Here is a 19,316-nt window from a genome sequence, read left to right as displayed (position 1 = left end):
CAAAGCGCCTCCTTCGTTCTGCTGCAGAGGGAACATATTTGATTAATTTCAATCAACGATATGAAGGGAAACCTATAATGAACAATCATTTTATTAATGAGCCTCCTCATCCTGAAACGGAATGGTCCGCTTGCACAGGCTATTCTGAAACTGCAGGTATGATAGAAAAAATTTTGGATGTGCCCTTAAGTGATGCCTCTATTTGCACAGGAATGGATCATACGTACTATTTGACCGGAACGACGGACGGCACCAGCATACAGGTATGGACATCCGCAGACTTGAAGTCATGGTCGGGACCTGCTACCGTGTGGAGTCTGGAGCAAGAAGGAACGTGGCAAAAGGAGGGCGAAGGCTCCTATCGTATTTGCGCCCCGGAAATTCACTATGCGAAAGGAACGTTCTGGATTTCTTACGGATTGCAGCAAGGCGGCACCGGCCTGCTTAAAAGCTTGTCGGGCTCCGTCGAGGGCCCTTACCGGGATATGGGCAAAATAACATCCGACGGGCACGACGCGTCTTTATTCGAGGATGATGACGGGGTTATGTATTGGGTTTACAGCAACGGCAAGATTGCCCGAATGAATGAGGAAATGGCAGGTGTTGCGGAAAGTCCCCGGATGGTGGAAGCTCAGCCTTGGAAGATCACGGGGCGGGAGGATCATCCATCGTACACCCGGAATTTGCAGGTAGGAGCTTACGGGGCATTTTTATATAAGCGGGACGGTTACTACTTTATGTTTTGTGCGGATGAGTTTGAACGGATCGGCAGCAATGCGGTAGATACCTTTGTAGCGGTGAGCCAATCGATCTATGGTCCGTACAGCAGACGGTATTTGGCGCTTCCCCATGGCGGACAAGTCACTTTATTTGCCGGACCGGACAAACAGCTGTATGCCTCCTTCACGGGCTGCGGCAGCTATTCGCCGGTGGAGCATTTTCCTTCCATTGTCCAAATGTCTTTTGCCGGACCGGGATTCATCAGGCCGGTTGAGGAATCGGTGCTGGAGAAGGGGGCTGTGGGAAGTCTTAAGCCCGTCGCGGACTTTATGATTCGGGACCCTCATATTAGCAAAGGACCGGATGGGACCTATTATTTGACGGGGACGACAGATAAGCCGCATCGAAATTTTTGGGATCGGAATAATCAGCTTCACTTGTGGAGCTCTAAAGATCTAAAGCAATGGAGTCATGTGTCGAAAGTATGGGATCTTGCCGAAAATGGCACGTGGGAAAACAATATTTATGAGAATCCTTGTCTCTGGGCTCCGGAGATGATTTATTTGTACGGGACGTTCTGGATCACTTATTCTCTTAAAGGCGGCGGCACCGGATTGATTAAAAGCGTTTCCGGCCATGCGGAGGGGCCGTATATCGATATGGGACGAATGACGAATACGGATATCGACTCCAGTCTGTTCCAGGATGATGATGGACAAGTATATTTTGTATGGCAGGACGGCAAAATTGCCAGGATGAAGGAAAATATGTCGGGCTTTGCAGAAGACCCGCGCAAGCTGTTATGCACAGACGGACAGCGCGTTGGCTATGAAGGCGCGTTTATCGTTAAGTATAAAGGCAAATATATTTTAGGCGCGGCGGAATGGAATGGCGATAAACGGGTGGACGGTACGTATGATTTGATGTATGCCGTTGCCGACGATCTGTATGGCCCTTATACCCCAAGACGGCTGGCGGTGCCTCACGGAGGCCACGGAACGATGTTTATCGATAATGACGGCAGACTCAGATCTACATTTTTTGGCAATGATCGTACCGCTCCATTTCGGACACGTGCGGGAATTGTTCTTCTTCATGCCGAAGAGGACGGACAGGGGATGTGCATCGAGCCTTGTTCGTGAAGCCCGGCAGATCTGGTGAACAAAGGAAAATAGTTTGACATACAGTCCGTCTTCTTTCCGGAAGACGGGCTCATTTTGGATCGAGCAATGATAGCGTTTCTATTGAAGGGGGCTGCCAGTCAATGAAGCTTTTCTCCGTTAAAAAGCTGATTTCGCCTACCGTAAGCATCCAGGGGAAAATCTTTGTCGCATTTAGTCTGGTTACTCTGCTTGCCATCGTTGCTGTGACGAGTATTGTTTATTTGTATATGAGAGAAACGGTTAAAAATAATGCGCTTACTTCCGTCATGGACAGCATACGACAAGCCGACGAATCATTAAATATCCGGCTGGAGGAAATAGATCGCTTAAATACGGTTGTCGTCACAAATAAAACAGTGCTAAACACGCTGCTAAGCGCCACGGAAGAAGCAAGCTACGAATGGTTTCAGGAACAAAAACGGATTGAGGAGTTTTTATCCGCTGTTATTGCCTATAAGGCATACATCTCGCGAATTGCCGTCATCGGTTTGAACGAAAAGGTTTTTTTCGTCGGATCCCCCTGGCTCGACAAAAATGTAATCAAAACGCCTATGATGGACTATTTAATACAAAACGGTTCACGGCATGCTTATTTTCATCAGACGGGCTCCAATGACTCTATTGTCACCGGCCGCCACATTCGTTATAACCGGGAAACGATCGGCGTTGTGATGTTCGACCTCGATAATGAATTTATTAAGAAGATTTATGACGTTAAACCTACCCCGGACAGTATGCTGTTTGTTGTCGACGAGAAAAATGAATTCATATATCAACCCGATAACAGCTCCGTTGCACAGGAAACGATCATCAAGCTAAGTCAAGAGCTGGCCGGCTCCAACGCTTCGGTTGAAAAAGCAATTGATCAAAGGTCTTATCTTGTCATTAGCCGGAAATCGGATTATACGGGCTGGTCCACGTTGGCTCTCGTTCCCATGGAATCGCTTCTAAGTGAAACGGTGCGGATTCGCAATGTATTGGCCGAAGCAGCTATTGTCGTATTTATTATTATCTTGTTCAGCTCTTTGCAAGTCTCCTCAAGAATAACGAGAAATATTCGAAGACTCAGATCCATGATGATGCATGTGATGGAAGGCAACATGACGCTGCATGCGGTAGAAATTCGTTCCAAAGACGAAATAGGTCAGCTGTATCAAGTATTCAAAAGTATGGTTGAAGAGCTTAAGCGGTTGCTTGAAGGAATCAAGACGAGCGAGAAGATGAAGCATGAGGCTGAGCTGGCAGTTTTGCAGGCACAAATCCGTCCCCATTTTCTTTATAATTCACTGAATACGGTCAAGTATTTGGCCAAATTAAACGGGGTACCCAATATTGAAGAGGTAGCGGAATCCTTGATCGAACTGATGCGCGGCGTGCTGGGCAATTCCAATGAGTTTCTTTCCGTGCAAGAGGAACTGCAGTATGTCCGCAGCTACGTAAATATCGAAAAATACAAATATGTAGAACCGATTCATGTCAATATAGAAATCGAGAATGAAGAGCTATTGCAATACCGTGTATTAAAGTTAATGCTGCAGCCCATTGTGGAGAATGCGATTATTCATGGAATCGCTTCCGCGGAGCATGGGGGCCTGGTGTTAATTCGGGTATATAAAGAGCAGAAAGAGCTGAGACTCGAAGTCAGCGATAATGGCAAGGGAATGTCGGATGAACAGATTAAGGCGCTGTTTGAAGTGAAGGAAGGCGGGACTTATACCCGTTTCAGCGGCATGGGAATCCGAAATGTGCATGAGCGAATAGTTCGTTTGTACGGGGAGTCTTACGGCGTATTTCTTTATAGTGAGCCTGGCAGGTATACCAAGGTGGAAATCAGATTTCCGCTGCTGCCAAGTACAGATAGTGCGTGACAGGAGGATGAATTCATGTTTCAGGTCGTACTTGTTGACGATGAGGCGTTGGCGCGCAACGATGTGAAAAGTTTGATCGATTGGGAGAAGCATGGATTTACTATATGCGGCGAAGCGCATAACGGAGCTGCGGCCATTTCCATCATGGAGCGCCATGTTCCGCATATCGCGATCCTGGATGTAAGTATGCCGATCATGAACGGTGTGGAATTGAGCCGCATTATCAAAAACAGATTTCCCAAGGTGAAGATGATTATGCTCAGCAGTTTTGACGATTATGATTATGTTCGGACTTGTCTAATGAACGGGGCCATGGACTATTTGCTCAAGCATCGTTTGAATTCGGCTGCACTTTTGTCGTTGTTGAATAAAGCGGTTCAGGATTTGCAGTGCGAGCAGCGGGAGGATGAAGCCCGCAATGCTCAATCGAAAATGATCGAACGTTTGAGTCCGGTTATTCTCCGCGAATATGTGGCAAATTTGGTCAGAGAGGTTCAAGAAGCGGGGGAAGAGCTGCAGCTGTATGCCCAGGATAATGGGCTCTTTGTCCATTCTGTCAATTATGCAGCCGCAGCGGTGCAAATCGTCCCCTTTCTGCTGCTGACAGAGTCTTTCACCGATGTACAAAAGAACCGGTTTGTGCAGCGGGTCACGGATGTCATGCAGATGGCGGTCGGGGACATTCATAAGCGGACCGCAGCCTATGCGGGGGAAGGACGCTTCATTGTTATATTTTCCTCGTCAGAAAGAAGCGAACATACGGTTACAGCCCAAATGAATCAAGCCATGAGCAGCCTTTCCCACTCTCTAGAGAAATTTCTTAATTTGCGATGTGTGCATGCGATAGGGCCGATATGCCGCAGTTTGAGGCAGCTTGCCGCCAGCTACAGCAAAGCAAATCAACTCATGAACGACAAGTTCTTTGTAGACTTGAGCGCACCCGTCCAGAGAGATTCATTGTTGATCGAGGGACAGAAGCAATTGCTGCTATTTTTAGAGCAGTTGGATGGGGAGAAGGTTCAACGAGTCATCTCATCCATTTTTGAAGCCGTACGGGATGAGCCCGTCTACTCCATGACGGTACAAGTCATTGTAAGTGAAATGCTGCGTATGGTTGAAAAGACGCTGAAACGGCATTCCATAGAAGACAACAAGATCATTCCTGCGCGGAGTGAGCTCGGACGTTTAGGAACTGTCGGCGAATTTGAGCGGTGGATGTCAGGTTGCTATGCATCTATTCTTGAGGCCATCAAGCAGCAGCAAGCAGGGGGGACTTATTCCCGTCATATTTCACAAGCCGTTCAATTTGTTATGGATCATTATGCTTCCAACATCTCCTTGGAAATGGCGGCGAATGCCATTAGTCTGAATTCCTCCTACTTAAGCAGACGGTTCAAAGAGGAAACGCAAATGACGTTCACGGAGTATTTAAACCGCGTTCGCATTAAATCCAGCTGTCTGCTGATGGAATCCGGTACGTATTCGATGAAACACATCAGCAGTCAAGTCGGTTTTATTAACTATACTTACTTCTTTAAAGTGTTTAAGAGCATTACGGGTATGACGCCTCAGGCTTACATGGATAGTCGGAAACCGTCAAAAAAGTAGAATGGAAAGTCATATATTTGGAGTACCTCATGGAAAAAGTTTTACTACAATTAAAGAATCCTTTGGAAAACGCTTTCGTTACCTGAGGGGAAATAACTAAAATAGGGGGAACGAAAGAATGAACAAAAATTGGGTGACTACACTGCTTTCGACTGTAGTAGTTTCCGGTTTAACGCTTGCCGCTTGCAGCCCGGATAACGCGGCCAGGAAGAACGATGTCAAATCCGGTGCAGAATCGGCAAACGCTGTAAGCGCAGCCGGATTTCCCATTGTCAAAGAACCGCTTAAGCTGAAGATGTTCACAAGAATCGCGCCGTCCAACGGTCCTTTTAAGGATATGCCGGTGTTCCAGGACTTCGAGAAAATGAGCAATGTCCAGGTGGAATTTATCGAGGCGCCGACGGATGGATTTGCTGAGAAAAAAAATCTTTTGTTTGCCTCGAATGAGCTCCCGGACGCCCTGTACCGCGCGGGCCTTACTCCTTTAGAGGCCATTCGCTATGGTTCAGGCGGTCAATTAATCCCGCTTGAGAAGCTGATTGAAACCTACGCGCCAAACCTTAAAAAGCTGATGGATACGTATCCTGAAATACGTTCAGCCATAACAACCCCCGAAGGTCATATTTATGCCATACCGGGGATTGTGACCGTTAATGCAGCCAGAACCGATAAAAAATGGATGAATCAGGCATGGCTGAAGAAACTGAACCTAAAGGAACCTGAGACTACGGATGATCTGTACGAGGTGCTGAAAGCTTTTCGGGATAAAGATCCTAACGGCAACGGCAAGCAGGATGAAATCCCGATGACCGCTCGCGCAAGCGCCGGCTCGGGTCTGGGTTTACCGGTCATAGATATGATGAGCGGATCGTTCGGCCTGGATAAGCAGCTCGGTTATTACATTAATCTTGAAAATGACAAAGTGCAAATTTGGATGGGCAACGACCGAAATAAAGAACTGCTGATGTATCTGAACAAGCTTTATTCCGAGAAGCTGCTTGATCAGGAACTATTTTCGCATAAAGAAGCACAGTATCTCGCCAAACAAACGGCGGGCAACACTGGATTTTTCTTCGATCAGACGAACAATCCGTTCATCGCGATAGCGGATCAATATATAGGAATTCCCCCTGTCAAAGGTCCGCACGGCGACCGGCTGCAAAGTCACGCAGCTCCGGTACCTAGAGATTTCGGAGCTTTTGCAATCACCTCGGTTAACAAAAATCCGGAGGCGACGATGCGTTGGATCGATTACTTCTATGGCGACGAAGGCTCCACTTTGCTGCGATTCGGCCGACAAGGCGAAAATTATGAATTGCGGGAAGGCATTCCTTATTATACGGACGCCTTCTTGGCGACAGGCAATCAATCCAAAATTACCCCGTATGCCGGAGGCGGAGCGCCGCATCTGATCAGCGACAAAGTAGCTTCTTACATCAATCCGCCGCAGGTTCAAGAAGCTCAAAAGAAACTGGATCCGTTCATGCCGAAGGTTCGTTACGCAGCGCCGATGTTCGACGAACAAACGGCTCAAAAAATAAATGTGCTGCGGAACGATATTGATAAATATTACGAGGAGCAGAGCACAAAGTTTATTGCGGGCGCCCTTAGCTTCGATAAGTGGGGAGAGTTCCAGGCCACATTGAAGAAAATGAAAATAGACGAGCTGCAAAAGCTGTACCAGGACGCTTACGATAACCTCAAAAAGCAAAAATGAGAACCAGATGCCGGTTGGAGGGCTACAGATGAAGAGTACAGCCAATACTGCAGGCGCTGCGTCTCGATCCGGATCGAGGCGCTCCAGCCTCTTTAAATCCATTGTCATTCGATACGATCTTTACCTTATGCTGCTCATCCCCATTGTTTGGTACCTTGTGTTCCATTACGGCCCTCTGTATGGGTTGCAAATCGCGTTTAAAAACTTTAGTCCGGCCAAAGGTATAATTGGCAGCGCATGGGTGGGCTTTGATCATTTCGAACGTTTTATTGAGTCCTACTATTTCTGGAGACTGCTCTGGAACACCATTTCGATTAATTTGTTCTCATTATTGATTGCTTTTCCTATTCCGATTTGTTTGGCACTGCTGATTAATGAAATTCGCAGCAAAGCATTCAGTAAAATTGTGCAAAACATTACTTATATTCCACATTTTATATCTGTCGTCGTGATGGTAGGGATGTTGATGCTGTTTTTATCTCCGCGAGGAGGGCCTATTAATACGGTCATTCAAGCATTTGGCGGGATGCCGGTTCGATTTCTGGATTCGGCCGCCTGGTTTAAGCCGATTTTTATCGGTTCCAATATATGGCAAAATATGGGTTGGCAATCGATCATTTATATCGCGGCCCTTAGCGGAGTCAATCCGCAGCTGTATGAAGCGGCCAAAATGGACGGCGCAAGCCGATTGCAGCGCATTTGGCATGTATCCGTTCCGGGCATTCTCCCTGTAATCGTCATCTTGCTTATTCTCGATATCGGACACTTCATGAACGTCGGTTTTGAGAAAATATTGTTAATGCAAAATAATTTGAATTTGGAAGCGAGCGATGTCATATCCACCTTCGTCTACTCGGCAGGTATTTTAAAAGGGGAGTACAGCTATACGGCTGCAATAGGTTTGTTTAACTCCGTTGTAAACCTGGCGCTGCTGGTACTCGTAAATCGCTTTGCCCGTAAAAAGGCCGAGACAAGCTTATGGTAAGGAGGGGCAATGGATGAGGGAACTAACGATCAGGAAAAGGAAATCGGGCGAAAAAGTATTCGATGCCGTCGTCAACACATTGGCCGCCCTTATAGTGATAGTCGTGCTTTACCCGTTAATTTTCATCGTGAGCGCTTCCTTTAGCGATCCCGCTTTGGTGCTGAATGGCGAGGTGTATTTGCTGCCCAAGCAGATTACTTTAGAGGCATACCGGAATGTTTTTGAAAACGGTCAAATATGGAACGGATACAGAAATACCATTCTGTATACGGCCGTAGGTACGGCGATCAATCTTATCATGACGACATTAGCGGCCTATCCGCTTTCAAGACCGGACCTGCCCGGGCGGGGAGGCATTATGTTTTTTGTGACGCTTACGATGTTTTTCAGCGGGGGTCTCATCCCATCTTATCTCCTTGTGAAAAATTTGGGAATGGTCGATACGATGTGGGCGCTCATCATCCCGGGGGCAATCGCCACCTATAATTTGATTGTAATGAGAACTTATTTCGGGTCCAGCATCCCCTGGGAAATCCAGGAAGCGGCTCATATCGACGGCTGCTCGAACTGGAAGCTGCTGACGCATGTGATATTGCCGCTTTCCAAGCCGATATTGGCGGTTATGATCCTGTTTTACGCTGTCGGTCACTGGAATTCATACTTCAATGCGTTGATCTATATTCGCAGCAAAGATTTGTACCCGCTGCAGCTCGTGCTGCGCGAAGTGCTTATGGTGAGTCAGGCGGATGCCGTTGACAGTAATGTGGGGCTGGAATCGAAAGTGCTGCTGGCCGAAAGTATCAAATACGTGGTCATTATTATTTCCAGTTTGCCGGTGCTGTTGATGTATCCGTTTGTACAACGGCATTTCGTCAAGGGAGTTATGATCGGTTCTCTAAAAGGATAATGGAAGGAAGTTTATAGTTGATGGTACCTACCAAAGCTAAAATTCAAGTGAATGCAAATCAAGCCGTTGGCGATACAATTCATCCTTATTTGTTCGGTCATTTTGTGGAAGATATTCGTGATCACATGGATGCCATGCTGGCTTATCCGTTAAAGGATATGGATTTTGAAAGTACGGATGAAACTTACAAGGGGCTTTCCGGCTGCTGGCGTCCTTATACGAACGGGAAAAGCACTATTTATGCCCTTGAGCCTGCAGCTGCGCGGCATTCGGGTCATAGTCAGCTGATACGCATCTATAGCGATGACGAAGGTTATGCGGGAATAAGCCAGGCCGTTGCAGTGAAACAAGACGCGGATGGCTATGATTTGGCTCTGTATGCAAGGGCTTCTATTGAAATCAAGTTTGTACTTGCGGAGATTGTAGATAAGATGAGCGGAGAAATGCTTGGTTCGACACGGATAGATCTGACCGGCCATAACTGGAAGCACTATGAAACGCGACTCACGGTGCAACGGAATTGCGAGCATGCTGAGTTCAGGCTGTATGTTCCTTCGGAGCATGAGCGCTGGCTGGATCACGTATCCACGGGGATGCTCTGGGTTGATCATATTTCGCTGCTGCCTTCCGACAGTGCAGGCAATGTCCGTAAAGAAGTCATGGATATGACCAGGGATTTAAACGCCGGCATGATGCGGCTTGCAGGCAATTATATTAGCGCTTATCATTGGCGGCAGGGGGTCGGCCCAGTGTATGAGCGTCCCTGTGTTGTGAATGAAGCATGGGGAGGCTGGACGAATAAATACTTTGGCACAGATGAATTTATTCAGTTTTGCCGCGAATTGAATGTGGAGCCGCTGATTTGTGTAAATGACGGCTCGGGCACACCGGCGGAAGCGGCGGAATGGGTTGAATACTGTAACGGAGATGCCGATTCGCCAATGGGAAGCTTAAGGGCCGCCAACGGACATATCGAGCCGTATGGCGTGAAGTATTGGGAGATCGGCAATGAAGTATGGGGAGCTTGGCAGGTTGGACACTGCGACGCTGCGCAGTTCTCCGAACGCTATATTCAGTTTGCGCAGTCTATGAAGGCCGCGGATCCCGGAATTAAACTGTTGGCTTGCGGCGATGTCCGCATGGACTGGAACAAGACGGTCATAGAGCGGGCCGCCGAGCATATCGATTATTTGACTTTGCATTTGTATCACGGATACCCGCGATTCGGCATGAATGAGCATACGCCCAAGGAAGAGCGCTATAAGGCCATGGTTTCCTACCCGGAATGGACAAGGGAATCCATACATCGATTAAGAGAAATGTTCAGGTCGGATAAACGTTATTCCCATTTGAAAGTAGCTATTACTGAATATAATACGATGTACAATCCCAATACAATCCGTAAGGGTCTTCCCCGCGAGCATACGCTGGAAGCTGCGGTTGCCAATGCCGCCAATTTGAATGAATTTATCCGGAACAGCGACCTGGTGGAGATTGGCAGCTTCTCCGACCTGGTTAACGGCTGGCTTGGCGGTTGTATCAGGGTGGGGGACTTTTATGCGGATCAGTTTCGCGGTAAGTTGACAGGCTGGAGCGGGAAGCCTTTGACTGTCTATGGCACTCCGACTTACTATGTTATGAAATTGTATGCCAACCGTGACTTGGGCTGCGTTGTAAAAAGCCATACCGAATGCGGCACTTTTAAAGTGAACAGTCTCATACCGGCTGCGCCGCAGCTTGATCGCCTGCCGAATCTGGATGTCGTAGCTTGTATCAATGCTAGAGGAAATAAGTTGACGATCTTTATGGTCAACCGAAGTCTCGAAGCGGCGTCGACAGAAGTGCGGCTGAACGGATTTGCAGATTCAGGCACAGCAAAATTATATGAAATAACAGCGGACGATTATGAAGCCATCAATAGCGTACAGCATCCGGATTCGGTTGCCTGCATAACCTATAAGCTGCAATTTATGAACAGTCAAGTGACTTGCCAGTTAAAGGCATCGTCGGTCTATGTAATGGAAATAACGCGTTAAAGTTCCCGAATTTACACAGAGATGGGATATTGCAGGCAGCAGGGAGAGCGAGGCGGCGTCCGGCATTTCGGACTGGAAGCGGCTAATTATCGAAATGGAATAAAGGCAAAAATAAACCGCAACCGACTGACTGTCGCGTTGCGGTTTATTTTTGCCGGGCCGCCTCTGCCGCGGAACACCTATGAACGACATGAAGCCGTTCCTTGAGTGGTAACCGGGACACAATGGCCTAAGCCGTTTCGATAAAACCAAGCTTCTGCGAAATTTCATGTGCAGCCGTTTTAACCTTGTAAATCAAGTCGGCCATTTTCTCTTCCCCAAATTGCACTTCAAGCCCCGCAATACTGAGCGCGGCAATAATTTGTCCTGTATGATCGAATATGGGAGCACTCAACTCGGCGGTATAATTTTCTAGCTCGGAACGGCTGAAGCTGTAGCCCGTCCTTCTCGAAAGCTCGAGAGATGCGCGGAGCTCTTCTTTATCCATGATGGTTCCGGAACCGATAGGCTTCAATTCAATCTCGTCCAAATAGGCATCTCGTTCATGTTCGGGCATAAAGGCGAGAATCGTTCGGGAGGAGGCACCCGCATAAAGCGGAGCCTTTCTTCCTATTTTGGTAAAAAGTCTGACGGGATGATTCGTATCCAGTTTTTCAATATATATCGATTCTTGACCGTCCCTAAGTGCGAGATGTACGGCCTCTCCGATATCGTCGCGCAGCTTCTCCATTACGGATATAGCGATATGCCGGATATCGAGCCGTTCTGCCACCAAGTTCCCGAATTGCAGGAACAGCAGGCCAAGCGAGTATTGTCCATCATTATCTTTTTTAACAAATCCCATTTCTTCAAGGGAGCCGATCATTCTATGGACGGATGTTTTGGGAATGCCTGAAAGCTCCACCATATCGTTCATGCTCAGCTTGATGTGGGCCAAGAAGAGATTGAGCAGGTCCATGGATCTTACGACGGTCTTATTTTTATTTTGCACGTTGCGCGTTTTCCTCCTGATTATGCTGATTGCTTATGAAAATTTCATCATTTCGCGGTTTCGTTTATCCAGTATACACCGAAAGAAGAATGAACTCCATTCCATATTTCGAGTATTCCGATGAAAAGTTTGAAATTTTGTTCTTGATTTTTATTTAATACCGACTATAATGATCGTATATCTAGGAATTTAAATTCGGAATTGAAATTCCAAAATTCGGAATTCTATAATGATCATGTTAACGGATATGTCAATTTAAGGATTGACTTCCGTTCGCGGACATCCGGAATTGCGAATCCAAAATTATGAAATAAAAGGAAGTGATAACCTGCAACAGATTGCAAATTTCTGTAAATAATAATGAAGAAACTGTGCCTCGAATTTTTCCTGCTGTCATCTAGCATTTTTTTCTTGATTTTTTGAAAACACCAACTATAATGATCGTATATGTCGTATTTCGAAATTCGGAAATAAAATACCGAAATACGGAATTACAAGGAATGCTTAAGACTATGCAAGCAGTATGGGAGAACGTGAGATGAGTACAGATCAAGCAAAGCTGCAAATACAAGACCTGGTAGTTCAATATAATACGAAGGAACATAGCACTGTCGCATTGAATAACGTCAATTTATCGATAAAAGAAGGCGAATTCGTTTCGGTTGTCGGTCCAAGCGGCTGCGGGAAATCTACCTTGCTCAAGGTCGCTTCGGGGCTGTTAAAGCCTGCAGCCGGAGAGGCGCTGCTTGACGGCAAGCGGATCGATGGCGTAACCGGAGAAGTCGGCATGGTATTCCAGAACGATGCGCTGCTCCCTTGGAAAACGGTTTTTGATAATGTGCGCTTGCCTCTTGAAATTAAAGGATTTTCCCGATCGGAACAGACGAACGAGGTTCGCCGCCTGCTCGGCATGGTAGGATTGGCTGATTTTGAACATTATTATCCGAAGCAGTTATCCGGCGGTATGAGAAAGAGAGTGGCTCTGGCCAGAACGTTCGCGTATGATCCGGAGCTGTATTTAATGGACGAGCCTTTCGGACCTTTGGATGCGCAAACCAGAGTCAAGATTGGGGAAGAGTTTCTGAAGATTTGGGAACAGGTCGGGAAAAGCGTGCTGTTCATCACTCACGATATTGAAGAGGCGATAGCGCTCTCGGACCGGGTAGTAGTGATGACCAGCCGTCCGGGTAAAATCAAGGCTGAGTTTGATGTGACTCTGGAACGTCCGCGCCCCTTTTACGAAATCCGATTTGATCCCCGGTTCAAGCAGCTCCAGAAAGAAATCTGGAATTGCATGGCCGAGGAGGAATAGAAAGGGGAGCAGACCATGACAGGTGCAGTCGATTACAGCAAGGTTAAAATTTGGTCGGGAAGAATCATCCTGGGCATTCTCATCCTGGGCCTGTGGGAAGTTTTATCGGGACGGGCATTCAACGCATTTTGGCTAAGCAAGCCATCCTTGATCCTTGAACGTATTATCGAAATGCTGCAGAAGGGTACTTTATGGTTTCATTTAAGCGTGACGTTGCAGGAAGCCATTTTCGGATTGATCATCGGGATGGTAGGGGGAACCTTATTAGGCATTCTGATTGCCTATAGCGGCATTTTCGAGCGATGGGTTTATCCTTTCATTATGGCGCTTTACAGCTTGCCTCGCGTTTCATTGGCGCCGCTCTTCATCGTCTGGTTCGGGATCGGAATGTCATCCAAAATATTGATGGTTGTCGCGATGGTCATTTTCGTTGCCTTTTATAACGCGTTTGAAGGTATCCGCAACATAGACAAAGATTTACTGGACATGATGAAGACGTACAAGGCCAGCAGACTGCAAAAGCTGAGATGGGTCATATTGCCGTCCATAACGGTTTGGATTTTGACAAGCCTTCGGTTAAATATCGGGATGGCGCTGATCGGTTCCGTTATAGCCGAGCTGGTAGGGGCTAATCGCGGGCTAGGTTATTACATTACTTATTCGTCCGGCATGCTGGATACGACCGGTATTTTTACAGGTCTATTCCTTATTATGATCATCGCTGTCGTATTGGAACAAATTGTGATCCAGTTGGAACGGAGATTGTTGAAATACCGCTAATAACATAGATTCATATCAGGGGGAATTATTCATGAGAAACCTTAAATCTGTTTCTGCTCTAGTGCTCGGCGTATCACTAATGTTCGTTTCGGCTTGCGGCACTCAATCCGCCCAGCCGAATCCGGCTCCTGCTGCGGGAGGCAGCCAGCCGCCTGCGGAAGCTAAAGCTCCGACAAGCATTAAAGTCGGTTTGGTATGCGGAGGCATGACGCCGCTGCTGACGCAAATCGGAATCAATGACGGGTCGTTTGAAAAAGCGGGCTTGAAAATCGAAAAAACGTGCTTTAATGCCGGCGCCGATGCCGTTCAGGCTTTGGTTGGCGGAAGCATCGACATCAACCTCGGTTCTTACGAGCATGTGCTGAGACAGCAGAAGAACGGCCTTGATGTCAAAGTTTACGGTGAAATTTTCAATGGCGTCGGTTATGCGCTGGTCGTTAAGAAAGACGCTCCTTACCAAAAGCTGGCCGACCTTAAAAAGACGACTTTGGCTGTAACCAAAGTTGGCAGCTTGTCCGATACAGGCTTGCGTGCCGGCCTGGAAAAAGAAGGCATAAGCTCCGAAAAGGATGTACAGATTATTAATGGCGGCAGCGGCGCAACGATGCTGGCGGCGATCGAAAGCGGCAAAGCGGCCGGCGGCATGGTGTCCGAGCCGACGACGGCGCAAATGCTCGCTTCCGGAAACTACCGGATTTTGTATGATCCGCCGTTTGAATATGCCGGTATCGTAGTTATGGCCAAGACGGATTGGGTCAACAAAAACAAAGATGCGATGAAAACATTTTTGAAAATAAATAAAGAAATTAACGACCGCACGCAAAAAGATCCGCAAAGCGCTGTGCAGCCTATGACGAAGGAATTCGATAAAATTCCTCAGGATGTGCTTTTGACAGCAATTAAAAACCAGCTGCCCAAAGTTCCGGCTGATCTGAAAATAACCAAAGCGGCTGCCGATATGGTAGTAAGTACTCAGCTTGAGCTGGGCGCGATCAGTAAAGAAATCCCTTTTGACAAAACAGTTGATTTAACACTGCTTCCATAAGAAAGGATGATCGATCCATGGCCAAAGATCTGAGAACGTATCTGAAAGATTTGGTTCACCACGACCCGGATAGCTTGAAAGTCGTGGACCAGCAGGTTGACCCCAAGTTTGGCATTACGGCTTATGCATCGCGACTTGCGCAAGACGGAAAATATCCGGGCTTGTTATTTACGAAAGTAAAGGGCTCCGAGCTTTCCTGCATCTCGAATGTGCTTACTTCCTATGAACGTATCGCTCTTTACCTGAACTGCGATGTACAGGATATTCCCAGAGTATACGGGGAAAAATTGCAAGCGCCCATCCCTCCGACGGAGATTGAACGATCCGAAGCGAAGGTAAAGGAAGTTATTATTGAGGAAGAAGCGGTCGATTTGTCGAAGCTTCCGATCCCTGTGCACAATGAATTGGACGGCGGCCCCTATTTATCTGCCGGTGTTATGGTCATCCGAGATCCGGATTCCGGAGAAATCAATGCAGGCATTTACCGTCATCAAATTTTTAATGAAAAAGAGCTGGGCGTCTGGTTCCTTGGCGCCCATCACGGCGGACTGATCTATAAAAAATATAAAAAACAGGGTAAACCGGCCCCGGTGGCCATCGTTCTCGGACACCATCCAGGGTTCGTTATGGGCTCGGTGTCAAGAATTCAAGGCATTGGCGGCGAATACGCGGCAGCCGGAGCTCTGATGGATGAATCGCTCGAACTGGTCAAGGCGGAAACATCCGATTTGCTCGTCCCGGCACATGCAGAAATTATTTTGGAAGGCGAAATTTTACCGGATTATGATCAAGTGGAAGGGCCTTTCGGTGAGTGGCCGGGTCATTATTTGGGCGGCGGCTCTGTTCCGACCATTCGGATTACCCGCATTACACATCGCCGCAATGCGATTTTCCAGGATATTGTCGCCTCCAGCCGCGAGCATCTGGTCGTCGGGGCGGTTCCCCGTTCCGGAAGCATCTATCAAACCGTAAAAGAAGTGGTTCCGAGCCTAAAAACGGTTAACGTGCCGTTCTACAGCAGAATGCATTGCTATTTATCGCTGCATAAGGAAAGAGAAGCGGATGTGAAAAAGGCGGCGTTCGCGGCTTTGAACACCGAACAGGAAAATTTGCGGCATATCGTTGTTGTCGACGATGACATCAACGTGTTTGACGGGGAAGAGGTGGCATGGGCGATCGGCACCCGATTCGACGCCGAACGCGATCTGCTTATCATTCCCAAATGGAACGGTCCGGGCGGGCTGCTGCCTACGAACTGGGAATATCATGCCGACGGGAAAAATACGCCACGCATGTCCAGCGCAGTCATCGCCGACGCAACCAAGCCTGCGCCTCCGATTGTATTTCCAAAACGGGCGGTTGTTCCTGTCGAACATGTCGGACTTGCTCAGCTGGATGTATTGCGCGGTCTGACGAATGAAGAAAAAGGCAAGTGGTTTTAGTTCGATTCAAGTCATTCAGCCCCGAGAATTTGTCCGTAGCAAGACGGAATTTTCCGTCTTGCTACGGCCTGCTTGGGGCTCGCCTGTTTCACAAATGCGATATGCAGTGCACTAAACAGCCAAAGCGGGGTTAATGAAATGAAGCTGATAATTGGCATATCCGGCGCGACGGGTCCAATTTATGGCATAAAGCTGCTGGAGGTTTTGAAGCAGCTCGGCGTGGAAACACATCTTGTTCTGAGCCCTTGGGCAGAGAAAACGATTGCGATTGAAACGAAGTATACATTGGAGCAGGTCAAGGATTTGGCCACGGTGGTGCATCCATCCTCCAATCAAGCGGCTGTTATTTCAAGCGGTTCCTTTAAAACCGACGGAATGGTCATTGCGCCGTGCAGTATGAAGACGCTCGCAGCGATAAGTCATGGATATTCGGACAATTTATTGTCCCGTTCCGCAGACGTTGTTTTAAAAGAAAGAAGGAAGCTCGTGCTTCTTCCCAGAGAAACGCCGTTAAGCGAGATTCACTTGGAAAATATGCTGCGACTAACCCGCATGGGAGCGGTCATATTACCGCCCATGCCCGCATTTTATAATAAACCGGAAACGATTGACGATATTGTGATGCATACGGTTTCGAGAACATTGGATCAGCTTGGCATTGATAATGCGGTTTCAAAACGCTGGCTTCAGTCATAAAAGGGGATGTTTGGGTATTCGATATGTGGAAATGTCTCCAATGGGGGACAGTGCAATTGTAGTGAAGCTTGGAGATCGTGTCGATTTGGAAACACATGCGAAAGTAAGAGTATTTTCCGATTATTTGGCGGAGCATCCTTTTGACGGACTGGTCGAGTATATTCCTGCATTCGCTTCGGTTACTGTCGTGTATAATCCTATGCGAATTTTTCTTAGTGAAAACAAGGAGCCGCATACGGAACACATTCGCTATCCGTTTGACGCTGTAGAGGAGAAGCTGAAAAATATATTGGCGTCCATGGATACAGGTTCCGTGCCCGAACCCCGGGTAGTCGAAATTCCCGTATGCTACGGAGACGAATTTGGCGTAGATTTGGAATATGTCGCGGAAATCAATGGACTCCGTACGGATGAAGTCATTCAGATCCATACGAGTGGAGAGTATTTGGTGTACATGCTTGGGTTTGCCCCGGGCTTTCCTTATTTGGGTGGAATGGACAAGCGGATTGCAGCCCCGCGCAAGCAGACTCCCCGATTACGGATTCCGCCGGGAACGGTTGGGATCGCAGGGGAGCAAACAGGGGTATATCCGATTGAAACGCCGGGCGGCTGGCAGTTGATCGGCAGAACGCCGATATCTTTGTTTTTGCCGGAAAAGCAACCTCCCACGCTGCTCGAAGCGGGTAATTTGGTACGCTTTTACCCGATTTCCCGCAAGGAGTACGATCGGTGGAAGGAGTAAGTCGATGACGATTCATGTGCAAAAGCCGGGCCTGCTTACAACGCTTCAGGATTCGGGCAGGTACGGTTATCAACAATATGGCGTCATTGTTAGCGGGGCGATGGATCGCTTTGCGCATAAGACGGCCAATCTGTTAGTAGGCAATGAAGAAACGGAAGCATCATTGGAGATCACGATAATCGGACCTGCGTTGTATTTTGAGACGCCTGCGCTAATCTCCATTTGCGGGTCGGATTTATCGCCCAAAATCGACGGCATGCCCGTACCTCTATGGAGGCCCGTATATATAAAGGCGGGAGCAACGGTTCAGTTCGGATCTTCCCGTGAAGGATGCCGCTGCTATTTGGCTGTTTCGGGGGGGATTGATGTCCCGCGGCAAATGAACAGCTATTCGACCTATCTTCGCGCAGGCTTGGGCGGCTTTCAGGGCAGAGCGCTTAAGGAGAACGACCGGCTCTCCATCAAGCCGATCACGAAGCTGGGAGCGAAAATGATGGAGCGGCTTGGCGGCAATGCGCGCGATGCGGCATTCGGTTCCGTATCTTGGCGCGTATCGTTCGAGCTGATGCCCGCCTATGAGGCGAATCCGGAGATTCGGGTGATCCCCGGGGCGCAGTACCCGTTATTTGATCCTGCCAGCCTGGAGAATTTGTTTGCGACGGAATTTAAAGTGCAGCCGCAGTCGGATCGGATGGGCTACCGTTTGGCGGGAAAGCCGATTCATATGCGGGAGCCTAAAGAAATGCTTTCCGAGCCCGTAACGTTCGGGACGGTTCAAGTACCTCCCGACGGAAACCTTATCGTGCTGATGGCGGACCGGCAAACAACGGGAGGATACCCGAAGGTGGCGCAAGTTATTTCGGCGGATTTGCCCCTGCTTGCTCAAGCTCAAATTGGCAGCAGCATCCGTTTCAGGCTGGTCGATCTTCGCGAGGCTCAAGAAGCTTATTTGATGACTGAGCTGAATTTGAACTTCTTGAAAAAGAGCATTCAGATGCATTTCATATAAGTCCAGCGGTATGATGTCAAGTCCCTGATTCAATCGAATTGGAAATTTTCTTGGCCGTAAAGTAGATCAGTCAGGAAAAATGGACGCATCAAATCAGACCCAGCCTAAAATCCGATTTTTTACCAGAATTTTACTGGGAATCCATGAAGGACTTTGACAAAGGAGGCGTTATCCCTTCGCGTTGTTCACCTTCCTCCGTGGCGTATAAAGTTGGTCGTTGCGTAGCAGCACATCGACCAGACGCACAAGTTTTCTTGCCGTTAAGACGAGGGCGCGTTTGTGTTGGTGCTTGGGA

15 protein-coding genes are annotated in these 19,316 nt (G+C 47.9%); 14 read left to right on the top strand and 1 reads right to left on the bottom strand.

Going from position 1 to position 19,316, the window contains the following annotated elements; genetic code table 11:
- Positions 1-77 precede the first annotated feature (77 nt).
- From E1757_RS34375 to E1757_RS34345, 7 genes are all read left to right on the top strand, one after another.
- A complete protein-coding gene (locus E1757_RS34375; protein WP_133236804.1) occupies positions 78-1,862 on the top strand; it encodes a family 43 glycosylhydrolase in 1,785 nt (594 codons plus the stop codon).
- Positions 1,863-1,984: 122 nt separating this feature from the next.
- Positions 1,985-3,751, top strand: a complete 1,767-nt coding sequence (locus E1757_RS34370; RefSeq protein ID WP_133236802.1) for a cache domain-containing sensor histidine kinase — start codon at positions 1,985-1,987, stop codon at positions 3,749-3,751.
- Positions 3,752-3,766: 15 nt separating this feature from the next.
- Entirely contained in the window at positions 3,767-5,359 is a 1,593-nt protein-coding gene (locus E1757_RS34365) for a response regulator (RefSeq protein ID WP_133236800.1), read from the top strand.
- A 118-nt stretch (positions 5,360-5,477) separates the two neighbouring features.
- Positions 5,478-7,076 (top strand): extracellular solute-binding protein, encoded by a 1,599-nt coding sequence (locus tag E1757_RS34360; protein ID WP_133236798.1) that lies wholly within the window; start codon positions 5,478-5,480, stop codon positions 7,074-7,076.
- A 28-nt stretch (positions 7,077-7,104) separates the two neighbouring features.
- A complete protein-coding gene (locus E1757_RS34355) occupies positions 7,105-8,061 on the top strand; it encodes an ABC transporter permease (RefSeq protein WP_133236795.1) in 957 nt (318 codons plus the stop codon).
- Between the two features lie 13 nt (positions 8,062-8,074).
- Complete coding sequence (locus E1757_RS34350; protein WP_133236793.1) at positions 8,075-8,968, top strand: carbohydrate ABC transporter permease; 894 nt, start codon at positions 8,075-8,077, stop codon at positions 8,966-8,968.
- 20 nt (positions 8,969-8,988) lie between these two features.
- Positions 8,989-11,004 carry an alpha-L-arabinofuranosidase C-terminal domain-containing protein gene (locus tag E1757_RS34345; protein ID WP_133236791.1) on the top strand — a complete coding sequence of 672 codons (2,016 nt, stop codon included), beginning with the start codon at positions 8,989-8,991 and terminating at the stop codon, positions 11,002-11,004.
- Between the two features lie 229 nt (positions 11,005-11,233).
- On the opposite strand, the gene E1757_RS34340 is transcribed toward E1757_RS34345, so the two are convergent.
- Complete coding sequence (locus tag E1757_RS34340; protein ID WP_181956729.1) at positions 11,234-11,995, bottom strand: IclR family transcriptional regulator; 762 nt, start codon at positions 11,993-11,995, stop codon at positions 11,234-11,236.
- A gap of 538 nt (positions 11,996-12,533) precedes the next feature.
- Between E1757_RS34340 and E1757_RS34335 the strand changes: the two genes are divergently transcribed.
- From E1757_RS34335 to E1757_RS34305, 7 genes are all read left to right on the top strand, one after another.
- Positions 12,534-13,307 (top strand): ABC transporter ATP-binding protein, encoded by a 774-nt coding sequence (locus tag E1757_RS34335; protein WP_133236789.1) that lies wholly within the window; start codon positions 12,534-12,536, stop codon positions 13,305-13,307.
- A 15-nt stretch (positions 13,308-13,322) separates the two neighbouring features.
- Entirely contained in the window at positions 13,323-14,087 is a 765-nt protein-coding gene (locus E1757_RS34330; protein ID WP_133236787.1) for an ABC transporter permease, read from the top strand.
- 31 nt (positions 14,088-14,118) lie between these two features.
- A complete protein-coding gene (locus E1757_RS34325) occupies positions 14,119-15,132 on the top strand; it encodes an ABC transporter substrate-binding protein (RefSeq protein WP_133236785.1) in 1,014 nt (337 codons plus the stop codon).
- A 17-nt stretch (positions 15,133-15,149) separates the two neighbouring features.
- Positions 15,150-16,574 carry a UbiD family decarboxylase gene (locus tag E1757_RS34320; protein ID WP_133236783.1) on the top strand — a complete coding sequence of 475 codons (1,425 nt, stop codon included), beginning with the start codon at positions 15,150-15,152 and terminating at the stop codon, positions 16,572-16,574.
- Between the two features lie 138 nt (positions 16,575-16,712).
- Positions 16,713-17,270 (top strand): UbiX family flavin prenyltransferase, encoded by a 558-nt coding sequence (locus E1757_RS34315; RefSeq protein WP_133236781.1) that lies wholly within the window; start codon positions 16,713-16,715, stop codon positions 17,268-17,270.
- A 40-nt stretch (positions 17,271-17,310) separates the two neighbouring features.
- A complete protein-coding gene (pxpB, locus tag E1757_RS34310; protein WP_133236779.1) occupies positions 17,311-18,012 on the top strand; it encodes a 5-oxoprolinase subunit PxpB in 702 nt (233 codons plus the stop codon).
- A 4-nt stretch (positions 18,013-18,016) separates the two neighbouring features.
- Positions 18,017-19,021 carry a 5-oxoprolinase subunit C family protein gene (locus E1757_RS34305; RefSeq protein ID WP_133236777.1) on the top strand — a complete coding sequence of 335 codons (1,005 nt, stop codon included), beginning with the start codon at positions 18,017-18,019 and terminating at the stop codon, positions 19,019-19,021.
- The last annotated feature ends 295 nt before the right edge of the window (positions 19,022-19,316 follow it).

The organism is Paenibacillus piri (genome assembly GCF_004354045.1).
GTDB classification, from domain to species: domain Bacteria; phylum Bacillota; class Bacilli; order Paenibacillales; family NBRC-103111; genus Paenibacillus_S; species Paenibacillus_S piri.
This window is presented reverse-complemented; position numbering and strand designations above follow the sequence as displayed.

Excerpts from the sequence above, each read along its gene's own strand:
- E1757_RS34375 (WP_133236804.1), top strand. The coding sequence starts at position 78 with ATGAACAATCATTTTATTAATGAGCCTCCTCATCCTGAAACGGAATGG.
- E1757_RS34370 (WP_133236802.1), top strand. The coding sequence starts at position 1,985 with ATGAAGCTTTTCTCCGTTAAAAAGCTGATTTCGCCTACCGTAAGCATC.
- E1757_RS34365 (WP_133236800.1), top strand. The coding sequence starts at position 3,767 with ATGTTTCAGGTCGTACTTGTTGACGATGAGGCGTTGGCGCGCAACGAT.
- E1757_RS34360 (WP_133236798.1), top strand. The coding sequence starts at position 5,478 with ATGAACAAAAATTGGGTGACTACACTGCTTTCGACTGTAGTAGTTTCC.
- E1757_RS34355 (WP_133236795.1), top strand. The coding sequence starts at position 7,105 with ATGAAGAGTACAGCCAATACTGCAGGCGCTGCGTCTCGATCCGGATCG.
- E1757_RS34350 (WP_133236793.1), top strand. The coding sequence starts at position 8,075 with ATGAGGGAACTAACGATCAGGAAAAGGAAATCGGGCGAAAAAGTATTC.
- E1757_RS34345 (WP_133236791.1), top strand. The coding sequence starts at position 8,989 with ATGGTACCTACCAAAGCTAAAATTCAAGTGAATGCAAATCAAGCCGTT.
- E1757_RS34335 (WP_133236789.1), top strand. The coding sequence starts at position 12,534 with ATGAGTACAGATCAAGCAAAGCTGCAAATACAAGACCTGGTAGTTCAA.
- E1757_RS34330 (WP_133236787.1), top strand. The coding sequence starts at position 13,323 with ATGACAGGTGCAGTCGATTACAGCAAGGTTAAAATTTGGTCGGGAAGA.
- E1757_RS34325 (WP_133236785.1), top strand. The coding sequence starts at position 14,119 with ATGAGAAACCTTAAATCTGTTTCTGCTCTAGTGCTCGGCGTATCACTA.
- E1757_RS34320 (WP_133236783.1), top strand. The coding sequence starts at position 15,150 with ATGGCCAAAGATCTGAGAACGTATCTGAAAGATTTGGTTCACCACGAC.
- E1757_RS34315 (WP_133236781.1), top strand. The coding sequence starts at position 16,713 with ATGAAGCTGATAATTGGCATATCCGGCGCGACGGGTCCAATTTATGGC.
- pxpB (WP_133236779.1), top strand. The coding sequence starts at position 17,311 with ATGGGGGACAGTGCAATTGTAGTGAAGCTTGGAGATCGTGTCGATTTG.
- E1757_RS34305 (WP_133236777.1), top strand. The coding sequence starts at position 18,017 with ATGACGATTCATGTGCAAAAGCCGGGCCTGCTTACAACGCTTCAGGAT.